The organism is Enterobacter cloacae complex sp. IR5403 (genome assembly GCF_049238705.1).
In the GTDB taxonomy this organism is placed as follows: Bacteria; Pseudomonadota; Gammaproteobacteria; order Enterobacterales; family Enterobacteriaceae; genus Enterobacter; species Enterobacter hormaechei_C.
Genome location: NZ_JBMKHP010000011.1, coordinates 63,199 through 86,384 on the forward strand (window position 1 = coordinate 63,199; position 23,186 = coordinate 86,384).

At 58.7% G+C, this 23,186-nt stretch carries 17 protein-coding genes; 8 read left to right on the top strand and 9 right to left on the bottom strand.

Annotated elements, in window-relative coordinates; translation table 11 throughout:
• Nucleotides 1-46: 46 nt before the first annotated feature.
• Genes ACOTW6_RS15540 through ACOTW6_RS15550 form a run of 3 tightly spaced genes read left to right on the top strand, consistent with a single transcriptional unit; the run spans nucleotide 47 to nucleotide 3,529 of the window.
• A complete protein-coding gene (locus ACOTW6_RS15540; protein ID WP_213788863.1) occupies nucleotides 47-1,423 on the top strand; it encodes a glycoside hydrolase family 1 protein in 1,377 nt (458 codons plus the stop codon).
• Nucleotides 1,424-1,474: 51 nt separating this feature from the next.
• Complete coding sequence (locus ACOTW6_RS15545) at nucleotides 1,475-2,797, top strand: PTS sugar transporter subunit IIC (RefSeq protein WP_062932143.1); 1,323 nt, start codon at nucleotides 1,475-1,477, stop codon at nucleotides 2,795-2,797.
• Nucleotides 2,798-2,812: 15 nt separating this feature from the next.
• Nucleotides 2,813-3,529: a GntR family transcriptional regulator gene (locus ACOTW6_RS15550; RefSeq protein ID WP_213788862.1), complete on the top strand. Its 717-nt coding sequence runs from the start codon at nucleotides 2,813-2,815 to the stop codon at nucleotides 3,527-3,529.
• Between the two features lie 41 nt (nucleotides 3,530-3,570).
• Here ACOTW6_RS15550 and ldtB read toward each other — a convergent pair whose 3' ends face one another.
• Nucleotides 3,571-4,491, bottom strand: coding sequence for a L,D-transpeptidase (ldtB, locus tag ACOTW6_RS15555; RefSeq protein ID WP_003858435.1), 921 nt, complete (start codon nucleotides 4,489-4,491; stop codon nucleotides 3,571-3,573).
• A gap of 222 nt (nucleotides 4,492-4,713) precedes the next feature.
• On the opposite strand from ldtB, the gene ACOTW6_RS15560 reads away from it, so the two are divergent.
• Entirely contained in the window at nucleotides 4,714-6,309 is a 1,596-nt protein-coding gene (locus ACOTW6_RS15560; protein WP_003858434.1) for an ABC-F family ATPase, read from the top strand.
• Nucleotides 6,310-6,400: 91 nt separating this feature from the next.
• Here the strand turns inward: ACOTW6_RS15560 and ACOTW6_RS15565 are convergent, their stop codons facing one another.
• Both ACOTW6_RS15565 and ACOTW6_RS15570 read right to left on the bottom strand, forming a co-directional pair.
• The gene (locus ACOTW6_RS15565) at nucleotides 6,401-8,764 is read right to left on the bottom strand and encodes a TIM-barrel domain-containing protein (RefSeq protein WP_213788861.1); all 2,364 of its coding nucleotides are present in this window, start codon (nucleotides 8,762-8,764) and stop codon (nucleotides 6,401-6,403) included.
• Nucleotides 8,765-8,781: 17 nt separating this feature from the next.
• Nucleotides 8,782-10,083, bottom strand: coding sequence for an MFS transporter (locus tag ACOTW6_RS15570; RefSeq protein WP_213788860.1), 1,302 nt, complete (start codon nucleotides 10,081-10,083; stop codon nucleotides 8,782-8,784).
• A 286-nt stretch (nucleotides 10,084-10,369) separates the two neighbouring features.
• Here ACOTW6_RS15570 and ACOTW6_RS15575 point away from each other — a divergent pair, with 286 nt between their 5' ends.
• The gene (locus tag ACOTW6_RS15575; RefSeq protein WP_213788859.1) at nucleotides 10,370-11,443 is read left to right on the top strand and encodes a LacI family DNA-binding transcriptional regulator; all 1,074 of its coding nucleotides are present in this window, start codon (nucleotides 10,370-10,372) and stop codon (nucleotides 11,441-11,443) included.
• On the opposite strand, the gene ACOTW6_RS15580 is transcribed toward ACOTW6_RS15575, so the two are convergent.
• From ACOTW6_RS15580 to ACOTW6_RS15595, 4 genes are all read right to left on the bottom strand, one after another.
• Nucleotides 11,440-12,696 (bottom strand): DUF1479 domain-containing protein, encoded by a 1,257-nt coding sequence (locus tag ACOTW6_RS15580; RefSeq protein ID WP_032102670.1) that lies wholly within the window; start codon nucleotides 12,694-12,696, stop codon nucleotides 11,440-11,442. The two genes, ACOTW6_RS15575 and ACOTW6_RS15580, sit on opposite strands and share 4 nt — an antisense overlap.
• 151 nt (nucleotides 12,697-12,847) lie before the next feature.
• Complete coding sequence (locus tag ACOTW6_RS15585; protein ID WP_213788858.1) at nucleotides 12,848-13,663, bottom strand: Cof-type HAD-IIB family hydrolase; 816 nt, start codon at nucleotides 13,661-13,663, stop codon at nucleotides 12,848-12,850.
• A 218-nt stretch (nucleotides 13,664-13,881) separates the two neighbouring features.
• Nucleotides 13,882-16,314: a formate C-acetyltransferase/glycerol dehydratase family glycyl radical enzyme gene (locus tag ACOTW6_RS15590; protein WP_213788857.1), complete on the bottom strand. Its 2,433-nt coding sequence runs from the start codon at nucleotides 16,312-16,314 to the stop codon at nucleotides 13,882-13,884.
• A 4-nt stretch (nucleotides 16,315-16,318) separates the two neighbouring features.
• Nucleotides 16,319-17,218 carry a glycyl-radical enzyme activating protein gene (locus ACOTW6_RS15595; RefSeq protein ID WP_213788856.1) on the bottom strand — a complete coding sequence of 300 codons (900 nt, stop codon included), beginning with the start codon at nucleotides 17,216-17,218 and terminating at the stop codon, nucleotides 16,319-16,321.
• 127 nt (nucleotides 17,219-17,345) lie between these two features.
• Between ACOTW6_RS15595 and fsa the strand changes: the two genes are divergently transcribed.
• Complete coding sequence (fsa, locus tag ACOTW6_RS15600) at nucleotides 17,346-18,008, top strand: fructose-6-phosphate aldolase (protein ID WP_213788855.1); 663 nt, start codon at nucleotides 17,346-17,348, stop codon at nucleotides 18,006-18,008.
• A 160-nt stretch (nucleotides 18,009-18,168) separates the two neighbouring features.
• On the opposite strand, the gene moeB is transcribed toward fsa, so the two are convergent.
• Both moeB and moeA read right to left on the bottom strand, forming a co-directional pair.
• Entirely contained in the window at nucleotides 18,169-18,921 is a 753-nt protein-coding gene (gene moeB, locus ACOTW6_RS15605) for a molybdopterin-synthase adenylyltransferase MoeB (RefSeq protein WP_017384895.1), read from the bottom strand.
• Nucleotide 18,922: 1 nt separating this feature from the next.
• Nucleotides 18,923-20,155 carry a molybdopterin molybdotransferase MoeA gene (moeA, locus tag ACOTW6_RS15610; protein WP_032653071.1) on the bottom strand — a complete coding sequence of 411 codons (1,233 nt, stop codon included), beginning with the start codon at nucleotides 20,153-20,155 and terminating at the stop codon, nucleotides 18,923-18,925.
• Nucleotides 20,156-20,344: 189 nt separating this feature from the next.
• Between moeA and iaaA the strand changes: the two genes are divergently transcribed.
• The gene (iaaA, locus tag ACOTW6_RS15615; protein ID WP_090279315.1) at nucleotides 20,345-21,283 is read left to right on the top strand and encodes a beta-aspartyl-peptidase; all 939 of its coding nucleotides are present in this window, start codon (nucleotides 20,345-20,347) and stop codon (nucleotides 21,281-21,283) included.
• A gap of 11 nt (nucleotides 21,284-21,294) precedes the next feature.
• On the top strand, nucleotides 21,295-23,166 hold the full coding sequence (gene gsiA, locus ACOTW6_RS15620; protein WP_213788854.1) for a glutathione ABC transporter ATP-binding protein GsiA: 1,872 nt from the start codon (nucleotides 21,295-21,297) through the stop codon (nucleotides 23,164-23,166).
• The last annotated feature ends 20 nt before the right edge of the window (nucleotides 23,167-23,186 follow it).

Consider the following 23,186-nt stretch of genomic DNA (forward strand, 5'->3'; position numbering starts at 1 on the left):
ATGACTAGTCATGAAATTTAAATGACTAGTCATATAGGGAGCGACCATGAACAAATCACTGCCAGCCAACTTTTTATGGGGCAACTCGGTATCCAGCATGCAGACGGAAGGGGCATGGAATGAGGGCGGGAAGGGGATGTCGGTGTACGACATTCGGGAAGCCGGGGAGAACATCTCTGACTGGAAAGTGGCGACCGACTCCTACCACCGCTACCGGGAAGATTTCGATCTGATGCAGGATCTGGGCATGAACTGCTACCGCTTCCAGATCTCCTGGAGCCGCGTCTGCCCGCAGGGTGACGGCGAGTTCAACGACGAAGGCATCGCGTTTTACGACCGCTTTATTGACGATCTGCTCGCCCGCGGTATCGAGCCGATGGTCTGTCTCTACCACTTCGATATGCCGCTGGCGCTGGCGCAGGAGTACAACGGATTTAACGATCGTCGCGTGGTGGAGGCCTTTATCCGCTACGGCAAAAAGATGATCGACTGCTTCGGTGACCGGGTGAAGTACTGGCTGACCTTCAACGAGCAGAACATTTTCCATATGCCGGAAGCGTTCCGCATTTCCGGTTACATGAAAGGTGAACAAACCCTGCGCGAGCTGTATGAGCTTCAGCACCATGCGATGGTGGCGCACATGACACTGACCGAATACCTGCACCAGACTAAGCCGGGCAAGCTGATGGGCGGCATGCTGGCGCACCAGCTGATTTATCCGGCCACCTGCAAACCGCGCGATATCTTCTGCGCCCAGCAGTACGACGAATTCCTCAACCAGAACCTGCTGCGCGTCTTCGCGGGCCAGGGCTATAGCCCGGCGGTGATGGCGGTGGTGGAGCAGGAAGGCTTCGGTGATATCTACCGCGCAGACGATCTCGCGCTGTTTGCGCGCACGAAGAACGACTTTATGGCCTTCAGCTACTACGCCAGCAAAACGCTGGACAGCGATGCCATCCCGGAAGGCACGCCGGTGAACTATTACCTGCTGCACGGCGAGAAAAACAATCCGTACCTGAAGGCCACCGAGTGGAACTGGCAGATCGACCCGCTGGGCTTTCGCACCATCATCACCCGCTACGCCAACGACTGGCGGATGCCGGTATTCCCGATTGAAAACGGTATTGGGGTGATTGAGTCCTGGGATGGCGTGAATCCGATTGAGGACACCTACCGCATCGACTACCACCGGGCGCATATCGAGGCCATGAAAGAGGCGATGTTCGAGGACGGGGCTGAGGTCATTGGCTACCTCGGCTGGGGGTTGATTGACATTCTCAGCTCCCAGGGCGACATGCGTAAGCGCTACGGCGTGGTCTACGTCAACCGTGAAAATCACGACCTGAAAGACCTGAAGCGCGTGCCGAAGAAGAGCTACGCGTGGTTAAAACAGGTTATCCATACCAACGGACGCGAGATGTAAGCCGTACGCTGCCGGGCCGTTTTTGTGACTGATTGATGGGAACACTCCGCTATGTCTGAAACAAAAATAACACCGCACATGCAGTCTTTTGTCGATAAATTTGTAGAGTTCTCGGCGCGCCTGGCAAACCAGGTGCACCTGCGATCCCTGCGCGATGCCTTCGCCACGGTAATGCCGATTTTCATCCTTGCCGGTCTGGCGGTGCTGGTGAATAACGTGGTGTTTCCGTGGATTTTTGCGGGCGACACGCTCACGCAGTTTAAGGTATGGGGCGAGGCGATCATCAACGGCACGCTGAACATCGCCGCGCTGCTGCTGGCACCGATGATTGCCTGGTCGCTGGCGCGCAACAAAGATTTCGACAATCCGGTCTCGGCAGTGGTTATCGCCGTCAGCAGTTTCATCATCATGATGCCGATGCGCTTACAGATTACCCCCGTCGGCAGCGACGCCACGGTAAACGTTACCCAGGTGCTGACGTTCGCCAATATTGGCTCCACAGGGATTTTCGCCGGGGTGCTGATTGGGCTGCTCTCAACCGAGCTGTTTATCGCCATTTCACGGCTGAAGGCGCTGCACATTTCGCTGGGGGAGAACGTACCGCCAGCGGTGAGCAAATCCTTTACCGCGCTGATCCCGACGATCCTCACGCTCTCCCTGTTTGCGGTACTGGCGGCTATACTGGCGAACGTGCTGCACACGGATCTGATCCATCTTATTACCACCTTTATTCAGCAGCCGCTGCGGCTGATCAACACCAGCCTGCCCGGGACGATCTTCATCTACAGCTTCGGTAACTTCCTGTTCACGCTCGGTATTCATCAGTCGGTGGTCAACAGCGTGGTGCTGGAGCCGTTCCTGCTGATCAATACCAATGAGAATATGCTGGCCTTCGCCAACGGCCAGCCGATCCCGCACATCATCAACAACATCTTTGTGCCGACCTTTGGCATGGTGGGCGGGACGGGCAGCACTATCTCATTGCTGATCGCTATCTTCATCTTCTCAAGACAGAAATCAGCGAAGCAGGTGGCGCGTCTGTCGCTGGCGCCGGGTCTGTTTAACATCAACGAGCCGGTGATTTTCGGCCTGCCGATAGTCTTTAACCTGCCGCTGATGATCCCGTTCGTGCTGCTGCCCGCTATCGGGATTTACTTTGCGTGGCTCTGTACCACGCTGGGGTTAATGTCGCGCTGCGTGGTGATGATCCCGTGGACGACCCCGCCGATCCTCAGCGCCTGGCTGGCGACGGCGGGGGACTGGCGGGCGGTGGTGGTGCAGTTGGCAATCATCGTATTTGGTGTATTCTTCTACCTGCCTTTCCTCAAGATTGCCGAGCGAGTGGCGTTGAAAAACAGCGGGATAGAAAACTAACGGTAAGGAAGGACGATGGCGGCGAAGTACATCACCATAGCGCGGGAAATCAAGAAACGTATTATTACCCAGCAGTACGCCGCCAATGAACCTCTGCCGGACCAGTTCGCGCTGGCGGCGGAGTTTAGCACCAGCCGGATGACCATCCAGCAGGCAATACGTCAGCTGATCGTAGAAGGGCTGGTCTACACCCGACAGGGGCAGGGCACGTTCATCCGCAAAAATTTCCTCCAGCTTTCCCAGTGGGATCTCTCCGGCAGCGACTACTTCGGGGCGACCAAAACCTGGGAACATTTAGGCACGGTGACGAGCCAGGTGGTGCACTTCGAACTGCGCTTCCCGAACGAGAAAGAGCAGGCATCGCTGATGATAAATCCGGATACGCCGATCTATGACTTTATCCGTCTGCGTTTACTGAACGGTGAGCCGATGTCTCTGGACGCCACGGTAATGCCGCTCAATCTGGTCCCCGGCCTGAACAAAACCCATCTTGAAAGTTCGGTATTTCGCTATGTGCAGGAGACGCTGGGGCTGAAGATCATGGGATCGTATCGGGTGGTGCGGGCGCTGAAGCCCAGTGCGCTGGATATGCAGCACCTTGTCTGCGAGCCAACCGACCCGGTGCTGGAGGTAGAGCAGGTGATCTATCTGGAAGATGGTACGCCGCTGGAGTACGCCCATTGTCACTATCGCTATGACCATGGCGGCATCGTTATCGTGAATAACGGATAAAAAAAAGCGGGCCTCGCGGCCCGCTTTTTTAATACTCACGATTAGTTCAGACGCACCGGCATACCGGAACGGTTCTGAATCGCCTGGTCAACGATGGTCGTGTCAACATCCGCCTGAGAGGTAACGGACTGCACCGCGCTGGTCAGCTTAATCGGTACGATTTCGTTGTTGTTGATCTGATCTTCGCTGGTGGACAGCGGGTTATGCACTTCAATGTAACGGCTGCCGTCCGGCTCTGACGTCGCTTTCACCGGTTCGTTAATGAACTGCACGCGCGTACCGACCGGCACGTTATCGAACAGGAATTTGATGTCTTCATTACGCAGACGCACGCAGCCGTGGCTTACGCGCAGGCCGATACCGAAGTTGGCGTTTGTACCGTGGATGGCATACAGACGACCAATGTACAGCGCGTACAGACCCATCGGGTTATCCGGGCCAGCAGGCACAACGGCCGGCAGCGGTTCGCCGGCAGCAATGTACTCAGCGTGCATTTTGGCGGTCGGCGTCCAGGTTGGGCCCGCTTTCTTACGCTCCACTTTGGTGGTCCAGTTCAGCGGGGTGTCTTTACCCAGCTGACCGATACCGATAGGCAGCACGATCACGGTGTTGGTGCCTTTAGGGTAGTAATACAAACGCATTTCGGCGCTGTTAATCACGATACCTTCGTGCACGGTATCCGGCAGGATCAGCTGCTGTGGAATGTTGAGTACGGTACCCGCTTTCGGCAGATACGGGTCAACGCCCGGGTTCGCTTCCAGCATGTTAGACAGGCCGAGCTGATACTGCGCCGCGAAGTATTCCAGCGGCTGCGTGTTACCTTCCGGCACCGTCACCACCTGGTTTTCACCCACCAGACGGCTTCCGTCTGTCGGCAGGGGATACGTCACCGCAGACGCGGTCTTACAAAAACCTACTACGGCTAACGCCGCCGCAAAAAGCGTTGTTAATTTCATGTTCATGTTATGCGAGGTATCTAAGCCATTCTGGCGATGAGTTGATAAGTCTGAATCGGTAATGGGAGCGCATTATATGTGCATTCCCATTAACTGGGAATTCAGATGTGTACGAAATCACATTTTTTTCGATTTTGTTAAAGTTTAGTGGATTACCGCAACACGGGATCTCAATTCGGAATTGTGGCATAATGCCGCGTTTATCACACTTTTCGCAGGAATCTCTCCGTGTTAGTTACCAGCAACGTCACTATGCAGTTTGGCAGTAAGCCGCTGTTCGAAAACATTTCCGTCAAATTTGGCGGCGGCAACCGTTACGGCCTGATTGGTGCCAACGGTAGCGGAAAATCCACCTTTATGAAGATCCTCGGCGGTGACCTGGAGCCAACGCTCGGTAACGTGTCGCTCGACCCTAACGAGCGCATCGGTAAGCTGCGTCAGGATCAGTTCGCCTTTGAAGAGTTCACCGTGCTCGACACCGTGATCATGGGGCACGCGGAGCTGTGGGAAGTGAAGCAGGAGCGCGATCGTATCTACGGTCTCGCTGAGATGAGCGAAGAAGACGGTTACAAAGTGGCCGACCTGGAAACGCAATACGGCGAAATGGACGGCTACTCTGCGGAAGCGCGTGCGGGCGAACTGCTGCTGGGCGTCGGTATTCCGGTTGAACAGCACTACGGCCCGATGAGCGAAGTCGCGCCAGGCTGGAAGCTGCGTGTGCTGCTGGCGCAGGCGCTGTTCTCTAACCCGGACATCCTGCTGCTCGACGAACCGACGAACAACCTGGACATCGACACCATCCGCTGGCTGGAGCAGACGCTGAACGATCGCGACAGCACCATGATCATCATCTCGCACGACCGTCACTTCCTGAACATGGTGTGTACCCACATGGCGGATCTGGACTACGGCGAGCTGCGCGTTTATCCGGGCAACTACGATGAGTACATGACGGCGGCAACCCAGGCGCGTGAACGTCTGCTGGCGGATAACGCCAAGAAGAAAGCGCAGATTGCGGACCTGCAATCCTTCGTCAGCCGCTTCAGCGCCAACGCCTCTAAATCGCGCCAGGCAACGTCGCGTGCCCGTCAGATCGATAAAATCAAGCTGGAAGAGGTTAAAGCCTCCAGCCGTCAGAACCCGTTCATCCGCTTCGAGCAGGACAAGAAGCTGTTCCGTAACGCGCTGGAAGTGGAAGCCCTCACCAAAGGCTTCGATGAAGGCCCGCTGTTCAAAAACTTCAACCTGCTGCTGGAAGTGGGCGAGAAGATTGCCATCCTCGGCGCCAACGGCGTGGGTAAATCCACTATGCTGAAAACCCTGGTGGGTGAACTGCAACCGGACAACGGTACCGTGAAATGGTCTGAAAACGCGCAGATTGGTTACTACGCGCAGGACCATGAATATGAGTTCGAAAACGATCTGACCGTCTTCGACTGGATGAGCCAGTGGAAGCAGGAAGGCGACGACGAGCAGGCGGTACGCAGCATTCTGGGGCGTCTGCTGTTCAGCCAGGACGACATCAAAAAGCCCGCCAAAGTGCTCTCCGGTGGTGAAAAGGGTCGTATGCTGTTCGGCAAGCTGATGATGGAAAAACCGAATATTCTGGTGATGGACGAACCGACTAACCACCTGGATATGGAATCTATTGAGTCGCTGAACATGGCGCTGGAGATGTATCAGGGCACCCTGATCTTCGTCTCTCACGACCGTGAGTTCGTCAGCTCGCTGGCGACCCGCGTGATCGAAATTACGCCAGAGCGCGTGGTGGACTTCACCGGCAACTACGAAGATTACCTGCGCAGTAAAGGTATCGAGAGTTAAAAAAAAGCCGGGTGGCGGCTTCGCCTTACCCGGCCTACGTTCTATTCCCTCTCCCTGTGGGAGAGGGTTAGGGTGAGGGCATCAGGCCGCACTACACCACCCACTCGCCCCCTTCAGCCCCGTTCACCCGCAGCGTACGTTTTTCCCCCGCCGGTAAGGACACCTTCAGCGCCTTCCATGCCGGACGATAGTCGCCGCGCGCATTCACCTTCAGGTTGATACTTGCGCCGTCGCACACCATCTCCCATTCCACCCACAGCGCATTGCCGTTCTGGTAGCCCCAGCTTTCGCCGTCATCCTCAAACAGCAGCCCGGAGGTAGTGCCCACGCCTTTCACCGGGAACAGTTTCAGCTCACGGGTATCATCTTTATCGGCGCTCACGTGACGGATGCGTTCGCTGAGCGGCAAACCGGCCCCGGCGCGTACCAGCAGCGGCAGCTTTTCCAGTGGCGCATCAAGGACGATCGCTTGCCCGCCCGCATACCACGCGTGAGTGTAAAAATCGTACCAGCCGGTTTCGTTATCCGGCAGCCAGACGCGGCGCTCGCGCTGCCCGGCTTCGACGACGCTGGCCACCAGCAAGTCACGGCCCAGCAGGAAGTCGTCGCACTCTTCAAAGGTCTGCGCATCGTGCTCATGATCGAGGAAGGTCGGGCGCAGCATCGGCTCGTCGTCGGCGTGCGCCTGCCAGAGCAGGGTGTAGAGGTACGGCAGCAGGCGGTAGCGCAGTTCAATGGCGCTGCGAATCGCAGGCGTGACGCCCGGGTACATCCACGGCTCGTTCACGGTGTGGTCATCGTTCCACGAGTGGATGGTAAAGCGCGGGTGCATCACGCCGTTCTGTACCCAGCGCACGAACAGCTCGGCATCCGGCTTGTCGCCGGAGAAACCGCCGACGTCGTGACCGACGTTGAACAGTCCGGACAGGCTCATGCCCAGCCCCATGCGGATGTTGTAGCGCAGGGTGTCCCAGTTGGTGCGGTTGTCGCCGCTCCAGGTCTGAACGTAGCGCTGCATCCCGGCGCAGCCGGAGCGGGAGATCAGATACGGACGTTTCTCCGGCGCAAAGCGCTGCTGCGCTTCCAGCGAGGCGCGCATCATCAGCAGCGGCATCACCGGGCGAATGTGCTTGATGGCGATCTCCTGACCGAAGCCATAGCAGCGCGCTTCCCCGTCCCACACTTCATACTCGTTGTTGTCGTTCCAGGTGGAGTCGATGCCCATCTCCAGCAGCTGCGTGGTCACGCCGTTCTGCCACCACTGCACCGTCTGCGGGTTAGTGAAGTCGAGATGCGATCCTTCGTCATCCCAGAAGCTGGAACGTTCAGGCGCATCGGTTTCTGAATCACGAATGAACAGGCCGCGTTCCGCCACTTCGCTGTAGCGGGGATGATCCTGCAACAGACACGGCTTGATGTTGGCCGCAAGCCGCAGCCCCGCGTCGTGGAACGCCTGGCTCATCACCTTCGGCTGCGGCACTTTGTCGTAGTTCCAGTTAAAGACGTAGCGCTTGCCGTTAATCGAGGTATAGCCGGAGGAGAGCTGGAACGAGTCGCACGGAATGGCATGCTCATCGCACAGGCGGATGAAGTTCATCAGCTGGTTTTGCGCGTCCGGCGCGTCGGTGTAGTGCATGGTCGAGCCGCTGTAGCCCAGGCTCCACTTCGGTCCGAACAGCGTTTTCCCCGTCAGGCGCACGAAGGCTTTCGTCACGTCCAGCACGCGCTTGCCGGTGAAGAGGTAGTAGTCAATATCGCCCGCTTCCGCCTGCCAGCGGCGGTAGGCGGTGTGATAGTTGTCGATCTCGTTACCCAGATCCAGCCAGCAACTGCTCAGGTTATCGTAGAACAGACCGTAGCTCACGTCATCGCGACGGGTGAGGGTGAACGGGATGTGCTTGTAAAGCGGATCGGTGCTGGCCGCGTTATAGCCCATTGCGTCCAGGTTACGCATCTCATAGCGTTTGCCGTTGCGCTGTAAATCACCCGCTTTCTCACCCAGACCGTAAAAACGTTCATCCTTACGACGGCTGAGATAGTGCGCCACGCCGTCGCCGTGGGCGTTCAGCAGGTAGGCGCTGGTCGGGCGGTCATTGACCAGCGGCTGCCACTCGCCCGCCTCATTGCGGTAGTGCCACTCCAGCCACAGCGGCTGGTGGACGGTGACGCGCAGCTGTTCAGTCGCTACGGTTAACGTGTCGTCCTGCTGCGTCAGCGTCCAGGCAGGGCAGGTGAAGCCGCTGACATCGTCACGACGGCGGCCTTCCCACGGCACATCTTGTTCCGGCGCGATGCTCCAGGTGCGGTTCAGCGCCAGCTCGCCTTTACGTTTGATCAGCACGCGGAACAGATTCTCTTCAAGCACATACAGACACAGGCGGTGCTGGTTATCGATCAGCAGTTCCAGATGATTCGCCGACTGCGTATCGACGGTCCAGTTTTTCAGGGTTTTCATATGCAATACATCCACAATCAGGCGCGCTTGGCGCGACGTTCAGCAATAAATGCCACCAGGAAAACAGCGCCAAGCAGGTCAAAGAAGCCCATGGCGATAAAGAGCGGGTTGAAGCCGATTTTGTCGGCGGTCACCCCAATCAAAAGGGAGAACAGGAAGCTGGCGATCCACGCCGCCGAGCCGCGCATGCCGTTGACCGTCGCCATCTGGCCTTTGTCGAACGACTCCACGACCAGGGCGCTCAGCATGCAGGAGATGATCTGGTGCCCGAAGCCGCCGATGGAGATCAGCACGATGGTGATATACGGGTCGCGGTTCACGGCGACGACAGCCAGAGAAATCATCAGAAACGCGCCGGTGACGGAGCTGGCTACCACCGAGTTGACGCGGGAGCAGCCGAACAGACGGGTGTACAGACGCGTCAGGTAGCCGCTCGCCACGCTGCCGAGGTCGGCGGCCAGGAACGGCAGCCAGGCGAACATCGCAATCTGCTTCAGGTCCATGCCGTGCTCTTTGGCGAGGTACAGCGGCACCCAGAAGCTCAGTACGGCCCAGGCCGGTTCCGCCATAAAGGCCGGGATGGCGATACCGTAGAAGCGTTTGTTCTTCGAGACGGTTTTCAGCGCGGTCAGGAAGGGCAGTTTGACCGGTGCGGGTTCGTTATCCTGCTTAATAAACGCCAGCTCATCGCGGCTCAGGTTCGGGTGCTGTTCCGGATTGTGATAAAACGCCCACCACAGGATCACCCACAGCAGCGCCAGCACGCCGGTAAACATAAACGCACCCTGCCAGCCAAACGAGGCGTGGGCAAAGTAGATGATAGGCGGGGCCAGCATCGCGCCAATGGAGAAGCCTACCCCCGCCCAGCCTGCGGCAACAGGGCGCTCTGATTTCGGGAACCATTCACCGATGGTTTTGGCGTTCGCTGGCGTGGCGGCCGCTTCGGACGCCCCCATAAAGAAGCGCAGAATCGCCAGGTGCAGCCAGCTTCCGGCACCCGCGTGGAAGATACACATCAGCGCCCAGATCCCGGCGCAGACCATAAAGCCAATCTTCAGGCCGATAACGTCAATCAGCCAGCCGCACAGAGGCTGGAAAATGGTGTAGGCGATCTGGAACGCGCCGACGATCCAGGAGTACTGCTCGGTGGTGATCCCGAGGCTCTCTTTCAGTTCAGGGGCGAGAATACCTAACGAGTTACGGGTGATGTAATTAACGGTCACGCCGAGAAGAAACAGCACCAGTACGTACCAGCGCAGGTTCCTGATGACGCGACGTGTTTTGCTTGTCGCAACGGTGTTATTGATGTCCTGACTCATTTTCTTCTCCACAAGACGGACGGTAAGGGGACAAAGGTTCAGGTGTCACACAGCGTCAGGCGTTTGAAAGTTATCTGTTTTAGAGTGCTAAGCTGCTATACAACTAGTATGGAAGTTGTGTGACAGGTTCACCTTAAGAGAGAAATTGAGCAGGGAATAGTGGATTTTGTGCAAACTTTCTCATAACCGAGGTTTAATTTTCGGCATTATGGCCTTCTCGCAAGTTATTACCTGATAAACATGTTGTGAAAATTTTTTCATTTCACATCCGGAGCCAGATCACAAAATGGACAAAAGGCTTAAAATCACCGAAATTGCCGCCCGGACCCAGCTCTCTATCAGCACCGTTTCTCGCGTGCTGGCGGGGAAGGCAAACACCAGCGAAAAAGCACGGTCAAAGGTGCTGGCGTGCGCGCGGGAGCTGGGGGTAATGGACGGCATGGCGGCGGGGCGTCTGCTGCTTAACAGCCTGGTGGTGTTTGCCCCGCAGCGGGCGTTTGACGAGCGGTCCGACATCTTTTACTACCGCGTCATCCAGAGCGTGAGCAAAGGGCTGGCCTCGCACGAGGTGCGTCTGCGCTACTGTGCGCTGGAGGAGAACGATAGCGATGCCCAGCTGTTTCTGGCCCGCATGAACGAAGCGGACACCCAGGCGGCGATCCTCCTCGGTATCGACGATCCGCATATCCACGATCTGGCGGTAGACGTGGGCAAACCCTGCATGCTGATTAACTGCCGGGACCGCCACATGCGCCTGCCCGCCGTCGCGCCGGATCATCGCGCGATTGGCGAGCGGGCGGCGGAGTACCTGTTCGAGATGGGGCACCGGGAGGTGATGAACGTGCTGTGCCTGCGTCGCTACACCATGGAGCTGCGCCTGTCCGGGATCCGCGACGCGTGGCACGGCCATAACCTCAGGTTCAGCGACAGGCGCGACCTGCTTATGGTGTCCAGCTTCAGCGCCAGAGAGACGGAGCAGCTGGTAAGCGAGTGGCTTTACCAGCAGAAAGGGAAAGACCTGCCAACGGCGTTCCTGGTTGGTGGCGATTTTATGGCGGCGGGGACCATCAGCGCGCTGCAAAAACACGGTCTGCGCGTGCCGCAGGATGTCTCGGTGATGAGCATCGACGGCTTTAATCTCGCGGCGATTCAGGATGTGCCCTTAACCGCGGTACATGTTCCGCGTGATGAGCTGGGAACGGAAGCGGTGCATATGCTCCAGCAGCGGCTGATGCGCCCGGATGCGCCGGTGGGAACGTTGCTGCTAAACGGCACGCTGACCGTACGGGAGTCGGTACGGCGGATACGTCAGGGGAAACGACGCACCGCCGTGGAGCGGGAAGGGCTGTATGACGGTTAAGCCATGCCCAGCGCGCGCCTGCCGTGGATGTTGAGATCGTTCACGGTAAAGCGGCCCTGCCAGCTTTTCTCATAATCCTCGCGCGGGAAATCGCCCGGTGACGCGCCGGTTTCCAGCGCTTCCTTGACCTTTTTCGCATAGGCGAGATTCTTCTCGCACATTGGCGCGGCAGGAATATACATCACGTTGCCCCAGCCCTGCTGATTTTCTACCGGCGCGACGGAGTGGATCACATCGCAATGCCACCACACGGAGTCACCGGCTTCCAGCGCCGGAATGCTGGTTAACGCTTCGATCAGCAGCGGGTGCCACTTCTCAGAAATCGGCAGCACGCGCCCCGGCGCCACGCCGCACAGCTCGTCTTCCGGCACGTCGTCCAGCAGCGGACGCAGCAGAATATAGGCCATTGCCTCCGGGATCGGCACCACGTGCAGCAAGCCCTGTCCGGGGATCATGTCCGACAGCGCCGTCCAGCCCTGGAAGGTGCGGAACACCGAGCATTTGGTGGTGTTATCCACGGTGTACTCTTCCACCTCGGTACGGTGCGCAGCGTTCCACGGATCGTATTTCTCAACGTTGCCGTCAAACACGCGGGCAAAGACCTGCTGATAAGCGGGCAGCAGCCAGCGCTCCAGCGCGCCAGAATCAGTGTGTGCGCCAAGTCCCTTCGAGGTGGTTCCCGGTGGACGACGGCGGATGCGGTCCGGGTAAATCACGCTCACGTCCGGGTCGAACCACTGCTTGCCGTTGCTCTCAAATGTCCATAAACGGTTCAGGAACGACTGTACCTGCGCCATCTCTTCACTCTGGCGCGCCTGCATTTGCGCCTGCGACCAGTAGATCGGGTAAATCTCCGGACGAGAGGCCGTTAAGGTGCCGAAGAAGTTATCGCCGGGTCCTTTGTACACCTCGTCAAACTTATTCAGATCGAGGTAGTCGAGCATCGACTGATCCCACGCCAGCGCTTGCTCGCGCGGGAAATGGCCTTTGATCACCGCGCAGCCGCGACGTTTAACCGCTTCGCGCTGTTCGGCGGTGATCGTGCCGTTTTTCACGTCGGCAAAGGGGATCACTGGCCAGACGGTTTCGCCTTTGTTTTTGAGAGCGTTGATTTCCGCCACGCGGGTGGCGATTTTATCGCTGAGCCGGTCGAACACCGCCTGCACATCGCCGATCTGCGCGCGTAATTCACGTTTCATCTGACGGATTGCCGCTTTATGGTCCGCTGGCAACGTTTCGCTGGTAAAGGTCATAACTGCCTCGCATCTTTCATTCGAAAGTAAAAGTGTCTACAAGTGATACTTTAAGTTAAAAAAAAGTTAATGCAAGTTTAAAACCTTGACGGGTGCCACAGGATGGGAAAAGAGTGAGGGGGCCGGAGCGAGGCTCCGGCAGGTAGGGGGATCAGGCGTCGAACGGGGAGTGCGCGTCGAGCACGGCCTGAATCACGTTCAGCGCGCCCTGATGGTTGTTATCGTCGGTAGCGTAACGGCTGACCGCTTTAATGCTGTCCGCCGCGTTGCCCATGGCAAAGGAGTATTTCACCAGTTTCAGCATTTCCGCATCGTTGCCGCTGTCGCCAATGCCGACGCACTCCTGCGGGGAGGTTTTCCAGCGTTTCAGCAGGCGGCTGATGCCGTTGGCTTTGTGCAGGCCGGGGATAATCAAATCGACAAAACCGAAGCCGCTGGTGACCGGCTTCATGATGCCGTCCAGCGAGACATGCAGTTTATCAACCAGATTCGGGATATCGCTGTCCGGCAGGTTCAGGGAGAATTTAAACAGCACGTCGTCAATGTCGCGGTAATCGCTGATGGGTTTTAAGCGGTGGTAATGTTTCGACATCAGCTTCACGAACGCTTCTGGCGCCTTATCGCTGACGTACGCGCTCTCCAGCCCGCAGGCCACAAAGTTCAGCCCTTTGTCTTTCAGCAGTTCGCCAATGACGATCTGCGACTCATGGCGCGTCAGCTCGCCGTGGAAAATCTGTTCGCCGTGATCGAAGACCAGCGCGCCGTTTTCCGCGACGAAGGAGATCTGATCTTTCAGCTCCGGGAAGAAGGAGATGAGCTGGTAATACTGGTTGCCGCTGGCGACAACAAATTCAATGTTGCGGGCTTTAAGCTGCTCAAACTGTGCCTGGAAGCGGTCACGATCGTACTGCTTGGCATCATCAAGGAAAGTTCCGTCCATATCGGTGACGATAACTTTTACGGTCATACTGTGCTCCTGGGTCACTGCGTTTGAAACATTCTAATAACAAGGTGACGGGGAGCACAAATTTAATTTCATTCGAAAGTCAAAGCAAAACGGCAACCGAAGTTGCCGTTTTTAGTGTTTTCTCCCTCTCCCCGTGGGAGAGGGCCGGGGTGAGGGCATCAGCGTGCGCATTTCCCCCTCACCCTAACCCTCTCCCTCAAGGGAGAGGGGATAAACCGTTACAGCGTATGCTCAGTACGGGCAATAATATCGTCCTGCGCATCCGGCGACAGGGCGGTGAAGAACGCCGAGTAACCCGCCACGCGCACCACCAGGTCACGATACTGATCCGGGTGTTTCTTCGCTTCCAGCAGCGTTTCGCGGGAGACGATGTTGTACTGAATATGCCAGCCTTTATGCACCTCGAAGAAGGTGCGCAGCAGCACCATCAGCTTCTGGCGATCGCTGTCGTTTTCCAGCGTCGACGGGTTCAGCTTCTGGTTCAGCAGCACGCCGCCGAGGATCGCTTCCGTTGGCAGTTTGCCCACGGAGCCAATCACCGCCGTCGGGCCGAGGTGGTCGGTACCGGAGGCCGGGCTTGCCCCTTCCGCCAGCGGGGTGTGGGCTTTACGGCCGTCCGGCGTCGCCATGGTTGCTGCGCCAAACGGCACGTTTGCGGAGATAGACGACGTGCCCGCATAGTAGTTACCCCCAATCGGGCCGCGGCCGTAGCGTGGGTTGTGATACTGCTTCAGCTCTTCAATGTAGGTCTGATAAGCACGGGTCAGCAGCAGGTCCACGCTGTCGTCGTCGTTACCGTACTTCGGCGCGCCGTTGATGAGGCGCTGGCGCAGCTGCTCGTGGGTCAGCCCCTCGAAGTCATCCGCCAGCGCCGCCGCCAGCTGTTGCTGACCGATAACGCCCTGGTCAAACACCAGCTTCTTCACCGCCGCCAGGCTGTTGCCAAGGTTGGCGATCCCCACCTGTAGGCCGGAAACCCAGTCATACTTCGCGCCGCCCTGCTTAATGCTTTTCGCGCGTTCAATGCAATCGTCCACCAACGCCGAGCAGAGAATATCGTGGACGTTCTCTTCCAGCATGGTGTCCACCACGTACTCGATCTCAATGGATTTGCGGGTGTAGTAGCGGATCTGGTTATCCCACGCCGCCATGACCTCGTCGAAATTGCCGAAGTTACCGGCAGAAAGCGCTTTTTCCTGCGGCAGGAATACCTGGCCGCTGGTGGCGTCGCGACCGCCTTCCAGCGCCGCCAGCATCACGCGGGCAAAGTTGATAAAGCTCATGCCGGTGCAGCGATAGCCCCACTTGCCGCCGACGGCGGTTTCGATGCAGCCAATCGCCGCATAGTCATAGGCATCGTCGCGTTCTACGCCGAGCTTGATAAATTCCGGGATGACGATTTCATCGTTGTTAAACGCCGGCATCCCGAAGCCGCAGCGGATCACCTGCACGCAGGCGTCGAGGAAGTCGTTGCTCATGCCCGCGTGGTAGCGCACGCTCAGGTTCGGCTGGGTGGAGCGCAGGCGACCGCAGGACTCCAGAATCGCGTAGGAGAGCGGGTTGACCGCGTCCATCGGCTCACCGTTGACCAGCTTCTGGCCGCCGATGGTGACGTTCTGATACAGCGGGCTGCCCGCAGAGGCTTTGGAGTGCGAGCCGGAGCGGATTTTGTTCACCTCCAGCAGCTTCAGCCAGCAGCTGTGCAGCAGCTCAATGGCGTGCTCGCGATCCAGACTCTGGTCCAGCTCCACGTCGCGGCGGTAGTACGGGTAAAGGTACTGGTCCATACGGGCAAAGGAGACGGAGTGACCGTTGGACTCAATTTGCAGGATCAGCTGAATGAAGTAGCACAGCTGTAGCGCCTGCCAGAAGGTTTTTGGCGGTTGGTGGGCGATGATGTCGCAGTTTTCCGCCATGGCCAGCAGCTCGTCGCGGCGGCTGTCGCGGGTTTCTGTCGCGGCCATTTCACGCGCCAGGTCGGCAAAGCGTTTGATGTGCAGGCTTACGGCTTCCAGCACGATATCAATGGCTTTCAGGAACTGATCGCCGTGCAGATCGTCCAGCACCGTCAGGTTGATGCGCGAGCGGCGCTCGGCCACTTTCGCGCGCAGGCCGTCGAGCCCTTTCTCCAGCACCAGCGGGAAATTCACCGCCAGGTGCGCGTCGCCGGAGGTCATGTTGCCTTCGGCTTTGATGATGCCGGTTTCCAGCAGGCCTTTCTGCTCGTCGGTAAACATACCGTAGCAGCGATCCTGCACCGTCTGGCCGCGCCACCACGGGCAGATCGCATGCAGGACGCGCTTGTTCTCTTCGCTGACCGCGAAGCCCGCACCCGGACGGTCCGCCAGATCGTCAATCTCTTTCTCAATCCACGAGACGGTATATTCCGGGAAGATCGGCGCGGCGCGCACTTCGCTGGCCTGGTTACCGATAATCAGCTCGTCATGCTTGATCCAGATGGTACGCTCGGCCAGGTGATGCGCCAGCGCCAGCGCGCGACGGACCGGGATCGGCTTGTCCATGTGCTGCTGGTACATTTCGGTATAGTGCTGCGCGCGCTCGGTACAGACCGGCGGCTTAACGATATGCACCAGCGCCGTTTTGTGCGCCTTGATGCGCTCGCTGAGGGTGTTGAGATTCAGGGTGGTCATAAGTTTATCCTCGTAAGGTCGCGGTTAACCCTTTCTGGCAGGCATACTGCTGCGCGAAGTCCAGCAGGGCAGGGTTATCCAGCGGTTTGTCAGGGGCAAAGTAGGGTTGGCCGAGCAGGGTGTATTTGTTCATGCCCAGCGTGTGATACGGCAGAAAATGAATATCGTGAACGCCGAGTTCGTCGGCGGCGAAATTGGTAATGGCGGTAACCGATGCTTCATCGGCGTTAAAGCCCTGGATCAGCGGCACGCGAATGGTGATTTTTTTCCCGGCGGCGGCCAGGCGCTTCAGGTTGTCCAGGATCCGTCTGGCTGAGCCATCGGTCCACTGTTTAAATACGTCACTGTCCACATGCTTCAGGTCCGCCAGGAACAGATCGACATACGGCAGTGACGGCTCGATATAATGCCAGGGTACGTGAAGGCAGGTTTCAACAGCGGTATGAATGCCTTGTTCATGGCTGGCTTTAAACAGGGCATGTGCCAGCGCCGGGTTCATGAACGGCTCGCCGCCGGAGAGGGTGATCCCGCCGCCGCTGCGGTCGTAGAAGGGCTTGTCGCGCAGCACGGTGGCCATAATCTCCTCCACCTGCTTCTCTTCACCGCAGACGGTAAGCGCCTGCGTTGGGCAGCAGTCGGTAAGGGCAGTGAGCGTCCCGTCGTTAAGCGTCTCACGATGAATGACCAGCCCGTTCAGCGCGCGTTCAACACACCCCGGCGCGGCCTGCTGACACAGGTCACAGCCGTCCAGGCACAGGCGGGCATCAAACAGGACGTCCCGCGTGCGGGAGCGGCTTTCCGGGTTCTGACACCAGCGACAGCCCAGCGAGCAGCCTTTCAGGAATACCACGGTTCGAATACCGGGACCGTCGTGGGTGGAGTAACGCTGTATATTGAAGATCATTTTCTTGCCCTCGAATTACATATGAAGATTAAATTACTTTCGAATGAAAGTTATCTTGATATGGGTCAATTCCTGAGCAGGTTTTGCTGTGATAGGGTAAGTGCAGGCTAATTTTGAGGGTGACATCATGGAACTTTATCTCGACACATCTGACGTTGCGGCAGTCAAAAGGCTGGCGCGTATCTTCCCGCTGGCGGGCGTGACCACTAACCCAAGCATTGTGGCGGCGGGTAAAACGCCTCTGGACGAGCTGCTGCCCGCGCTGCACGACGCGCTGGGCGGCAAGGGCCAGCTGTTCGCCCAGGTGATGGCGAAGACCGCCGAAGGGATGGTGGAAGACGCACGTAAGCTGCGCGCGATAATCAATGACCTGGTGGTGAAAGTGCCCGTGACCGCTGAAGGGCTGGCGGCGATCAAAATGCTGAAAGCAGAAGGGATCCCGACGCTGGGTACGGCGGTGTATGGCGCAGCGCAGGGGATGCTCTCCGCACTGGCGGGGGCTGAGTATGTGGCTCCTTACGTGAACCGCGTGGACGCGCAGGGCGGGGATGGGATCCAGACGGTGGTCGAACTGCAACAGTTGCTGACCCTGCATGCCCCGCAGTCAAAAGTGCTGGCGGCGAGCTTTAAAACTCCGCGCCAGGCGCTGGACTGCCTGCTGGCAGGGTGCGAGTCCATCACGCTGCCGCTGGACGTGGCGCAGCAGTTTATTACCTCTCCGGCGGTGGATGCGGCAATTGTGAAGTTTGAGCAGGACTGGCAGGGGGCGTTTGGGCGGACGTCTGTCTGATGCGGTTGCCGGGTGGCGCTAACGCTTACCCGGCCTGTGTTTGCATCGCTGTTGCCGGGTGGCGCTGACGCTTACCCGGCCTACATTCGCATTGCTGTTGCCGGGTGGCGCCGTTCGAGCCGTTGTAGGTCGGGTAAGGCGAAGCCGCCACCCGACTTTTTTACTGGCTACACACCTCACACCCGGGATTACGCATCAGCTTCATCTCGCGGAACTGGCAGGTCATCGCGTCATACATCACGATTTTACCCGCTGCGGGCGTGCCGTAGTGCGCCAGCACTTTGATCGCCTCCATCGCCTGCAAGGAACCAATCACGCCAACCAGCGGCGCCATTACGCCCGCCTCGACGCAGGTCAGCGCATTCTCGCCAAACAGACGGCTCAGGCAGCGGTAGCAGGGCTCTCCTTCAGCGTAGGTGAAGACGGTGATTTGCCCCTCCATGCGTATGGCCGCGCCGGAAATCAGCGGCGTTTTACGGGCAAAGCAGCCCGCATTGAGCTGGTTGCGAATGGCGACGTTATCGGTGCAGTCCAGCACCAGGTCATGCCGTGCAATCTGGGCAAACAGCGCGTCGTCATCCAGCATTGCGTCAATCAGGGTGAACTGAACGTTGGGGTTAATGCGCGCCAGCGCCGTGCGTGCTGATTCCACTTTAGGCTGACCGACCGTCGCGTCGCTGTGCAGCGTCTGGCGTTGCAGGTTGGACACCGACACGGTGTCGAAATCCAGCAGCGTCATGCTGCCGACGCCCGCCGCAGCCAGGTATTGCGCCGCCGCGCAGCCCAGCCCGCCCAGGCCAACAACCAGCACGCTGGCCGCCTTGAGCGCCTCCTGACCCTCAAAATCAAACCCGCGCAGCACGATCTGGCGGTTGTAGCGCATCATCTCCGGGTCGCTCAGTTCCACCGTCATGTCAGCCTCCGAACAGGTGGTTAAAGCGTTCCACTTCAACCCATTCACCCGCCTCAACGTGGCCGCGATCGCGCTCCAGCACGATAAAGCAGTTCCCCTGACTGAAGGAGCTAAAGATGTGTGAACCCTGATGCCCGGTGGTGCTCACCTCCAGCTCGCCGTCGGCGTTGCGCGCCAGAATGCCGCGCTGGAAATCGAGACGGCCCGGTGATTTTTTGAGGCGCGTTGCCGCCCGCACGCGCACACGCTCCGGCAGCGGGCTGGCATTGTTGCCTGAAAGCTTCGCCAGCAGCGGGATCACCAGCTGGTAGAAGGTCAGCGCGGCAGAGACCGGGTTACCCGGCAGGCCACAGAACCAGCTGTGCGGAAGTTTGCCAAACGCGAACGGTTTGCCCGGTTTAATCGCCAGCTTCCAGAAGGCGATTTCACCCAGCTCTTCAAGCAGGGTTTTGGTGTAATCCGCTTCGCCAACCGAAACGCCGCCGGAACTGATCACCACGTCGGCAGAGGCGTCAGCGTCGATAAACGCCGCGCGCAGTTTTTGCGGATCGTCAGGAATGATACCGAGGTTAATCACCTCGCAGCCCAGCTGCTCAAGCATCAGGTGTACCGCCAGACGGTTGGTGTCGTAAATCTGCCCCTCGTTCAGCGGCTGACCCGGAAGCTGTAGCTCGTCTCCCGTGGAGAACACCGCCACGCGCACTTTGCGGACCACGTCAATCTCCGCGATGCCAAGTGATGCCAGCACCGGCAGTTCGGCGACCGTCAGTTTTTGCCCGGCGGCAAAGACCGTTGCGCCCAGGGTAATGTCTTCCCCGATATGGCGGATATTCTGTCCCGCTTTGACGCTGGCGGTAAAACGCACGCCTTCGTCAGTTTGTTCGGTCTCTTCCTGCATCACCACGGCTTCACAGCCCTTTGGCACCGGTGCGCCGGTCATAATGCGCACGCAGGTGCCCGCTGGCCACTCACCGTTGAACGGCTGCCCGGCAAACGCTTTACCTGCCACCGGCAGCGGCTGACCCGTTTGCAGATCCGCCAGACGTACGGCATAGCCGTCCATCGCCGCGTTGTCGAACCCCGGCACGTTCAGCGGCGAGACGATATCGCGCGCGGCAATACGGCCAAAACAGCGCACAAGCGGCAGCGTCTCAACGTCGTGCAGTGGAGTAATGCGGTCAAGCATCTGCGAGAGTGCCGTCTCAAGCGGCATCAGTCCGGCGGTAAAATCCATGGTGGGCTCCTGCGGAGTAACAACGAAAGCGCTCATTATGGCAGAAAAGTGCGGCTAACTGTATGACCCGATGGGTGTACGCTTTACATCACAGTTGCGTCTTTCTATATTCAAAAATCATCTGAAGATTCGTCGACGATAATGATATTTATAGAAAAAGCAGCCAGCCAGGCTGATGGGTGATGCGAAATGAGTAAAGCGGTTATCGCAATTCATGGCGGTGCCGGGGCAATCACCCGTGCACAGCTCAGTCCCGAGCAGGAGAAGCGTTATATTGATGCGCTGAACGCCATTGTGGAAACAGGCCAGCGGATGCTGGAAGCGGGCGACAGCGCGCTGGACGTGGTGACCGAAGCGGTACGTTTGCTGGAGGAGTGTCCACTGTTTAATGCCGGTATTGGCTCGGTCTTTACGCGCGATGAAACGCACGAGCTGGATGCCTGCGTGATGGACGGCGTCACCCTGAAAGCGGGCGCGGTAGCGGGCGTCAGCCGTCTGCGTAATCCGGTGCTGGCCGCGCGTCTGGTGATGGAACAAAGCCCGCATGTGCTGCTGACCGGGGCGGGGGCGGAAAAATTTGCCGTCGAGCACGGGATGGACACGGTCTCGCCCGATCTTTTTTCCACCGAGGAGCGTTACCGGCAACTGCTGGAGGCCCGTACTGCGGGGATGACGCAGCTGGACCATGCCGCACCGCTCGATGAACGCAGCAAAATGGGCACGGTAGGCGCGGTGGCGCTGGATAAAGCCGGTAATCTCGCCGCCGCGACGTCGACAGGCGGCATGACCAACAAGCTTCCCGGTCGCGTTGGCGACAGCCCGCTGCCGGGGGCCGGGTGTTACGCCAATAACGCCACGGCGGCGGTGTCATGCACCGGCACCGGCGAAGTGTTTATCCGCGCGCTGGCGGCCTACGACATTACCGCGTTAATGGATTACGGCGGATTAAGCCTGAGTGAGGCCTGCGAGCGGGTAGTGATGGAGAAACTGCCGGCGCTGGGCGGGGTTGGCGGCTTAATTGCGGTGGATCGGGAGGGAAACGTGGCTCTGCCGTTCAACAGTGAAGGAATGTACCGGGCGTGGGGGTATGCCGGCGATGCGCCCAGCACAGGCATTTATCGTGAATAAGGGGGCATTGCGTGCCGCACCGTGAAGAGCTGGACAACTGCGAAGTGCTGGCTGTCCACCAACTGAATATTGCGTTTCAGGAAGAGCGGCAGTTCATCCCCGCAGTACAGAATTTATCGTTTTCGCTCAGGCGCGGCGAGACGCTGGCGATTGTTGGCGAGTCCGGTTCCGGTAAATCCGTTACCGCGCTGGCGCTGATGCGTCTGCTTGAGCAGACGGGCGGGCAGGTCACCAGCGAGCGGATGCTGTTGCGCCGTCGCAACCGTCAGGTTATCGATCTCAACGAGCTGAGCGCGTCCCAGATGCAGGGGGTGCGCGGGGCAGATGTTGCGATGATTTTTCAGGAGCCGATGACCTCCCTGAACCCGGTCTTCCCGGTGGGCGAGCAGATTGCCGAATCTATCCGCCTGCATCAGGGGCTGAGCGGTGATGAGGCGCTCAACGAAGCAAAACGGATGCTGGAGCTGGTGCGTATCCCTGAGGCGCACGCGATTTTGTCCCGCTATCCGCATCAGCTTTCCGGCGGCATGCGCCAGCGGGTGATGATTGCGATGGCGCTGTCGTGCCGTCCCGCGGTACTCATTGCGGACGAACCCACCACGGCGCTGGATGTCACTATTCAGGCCCAGATCCTGCAACTGATTAAGGTGTTGCAGCAGGAGATGGAGATGGGGGTGATTTTCATCACCCACGATATGGGGGTGGTGGCGGATATTGCCGATCGGGTGCTGGTTATGCATCAGGGCAATGCCGTGGAAACCGGCACGGTGGAGCAGGTCTTTCATGCGCCGGTGCATTCTTATACCAAAGCGCTGCTGGCGGCGGTCCCGCGTCTGGGGGCCATGAATGGCAGTGATTTTCCGCGCCGTTTTCCGCTGATCTCACAGACCGAACAGGGCCAGCAGGAAGACGAAACCGAGCAGGATACGGTGGTTCCCGGCAGGCCAATTCTCGAAGTGCGTGACCTGGTGACCCGTTTCCCGCTGCGTAGCGGGATCCTCAATCGCGTGAAGCGCGAAGTGCATGCGGTTGAAAACGTCAGTTTTGATCTCTGGCCGGGCGAAACGCTGGCGCTGGTGGGGGAGTCCGGCTGCGGTAAATCCACTACCGGACGGGCGCTGCTCAGGCTGGTGGCGTCGCAGGAGGGGAGCATCACCTTCAACGGTGAGCGCATCGACACGCTCCCTAACAGTAAATTGCAGGCGGTGCGCCGGGATATTCAGTTTATATTCCAGGATCCTTATGCGTCGCTCGATCCGCGCCATACGGTGGGGTACTCAATTATGGAGCCGCTGCGGGTGCATAACCTGCTCGACGGTGAAGCCGCGCAGCGCCGCGTCGCGTGGCTGCTGGAGCGCGTGGGCCTGAAGCCGGAGCATGCCTGGCGCTATCCGCACGAATTTTCTGGCGGTCAGCGTCAGCGTATCTGCATAGCCCGGGCATTGGCCCTCAATCCGAAAGTGGTGATTGCGGATGAGTCCGTGTCAGCGCTGGATGTTTCTATCCGCGCGCAAATCATCAATCTCCTGCTCGATTTACAGCGGGATTTGGGCATTGCGTTTCTGTTTATCTCCCACGATATGGCGGTGGTGGAGCGGATCAGCCATCGCGTGGCGGTGATGTACATGGGGCAAATTGTTGAAATCGGCCCCCGTCGGGCGGTGTTTGAAAACCCACAGCACCCGTACACCCGCAAGCTGATGGCCGCCGTACCGGTTGCCGATCCTGAGCATCGTCACGCCCAGCGCGTGCTGTTGCAGGACGAAATGCCGAGCAATATTCGTAAACGGGGCGAAACCCTGGAGCGCGTGGCGCTGCGTGAGGTGGGTCCCGGTCATTTTGTCGCACCACCGCGTCAGGGCAATGCATTCTCGCGGTTATAACTTACAACAGGCAGGAGAAC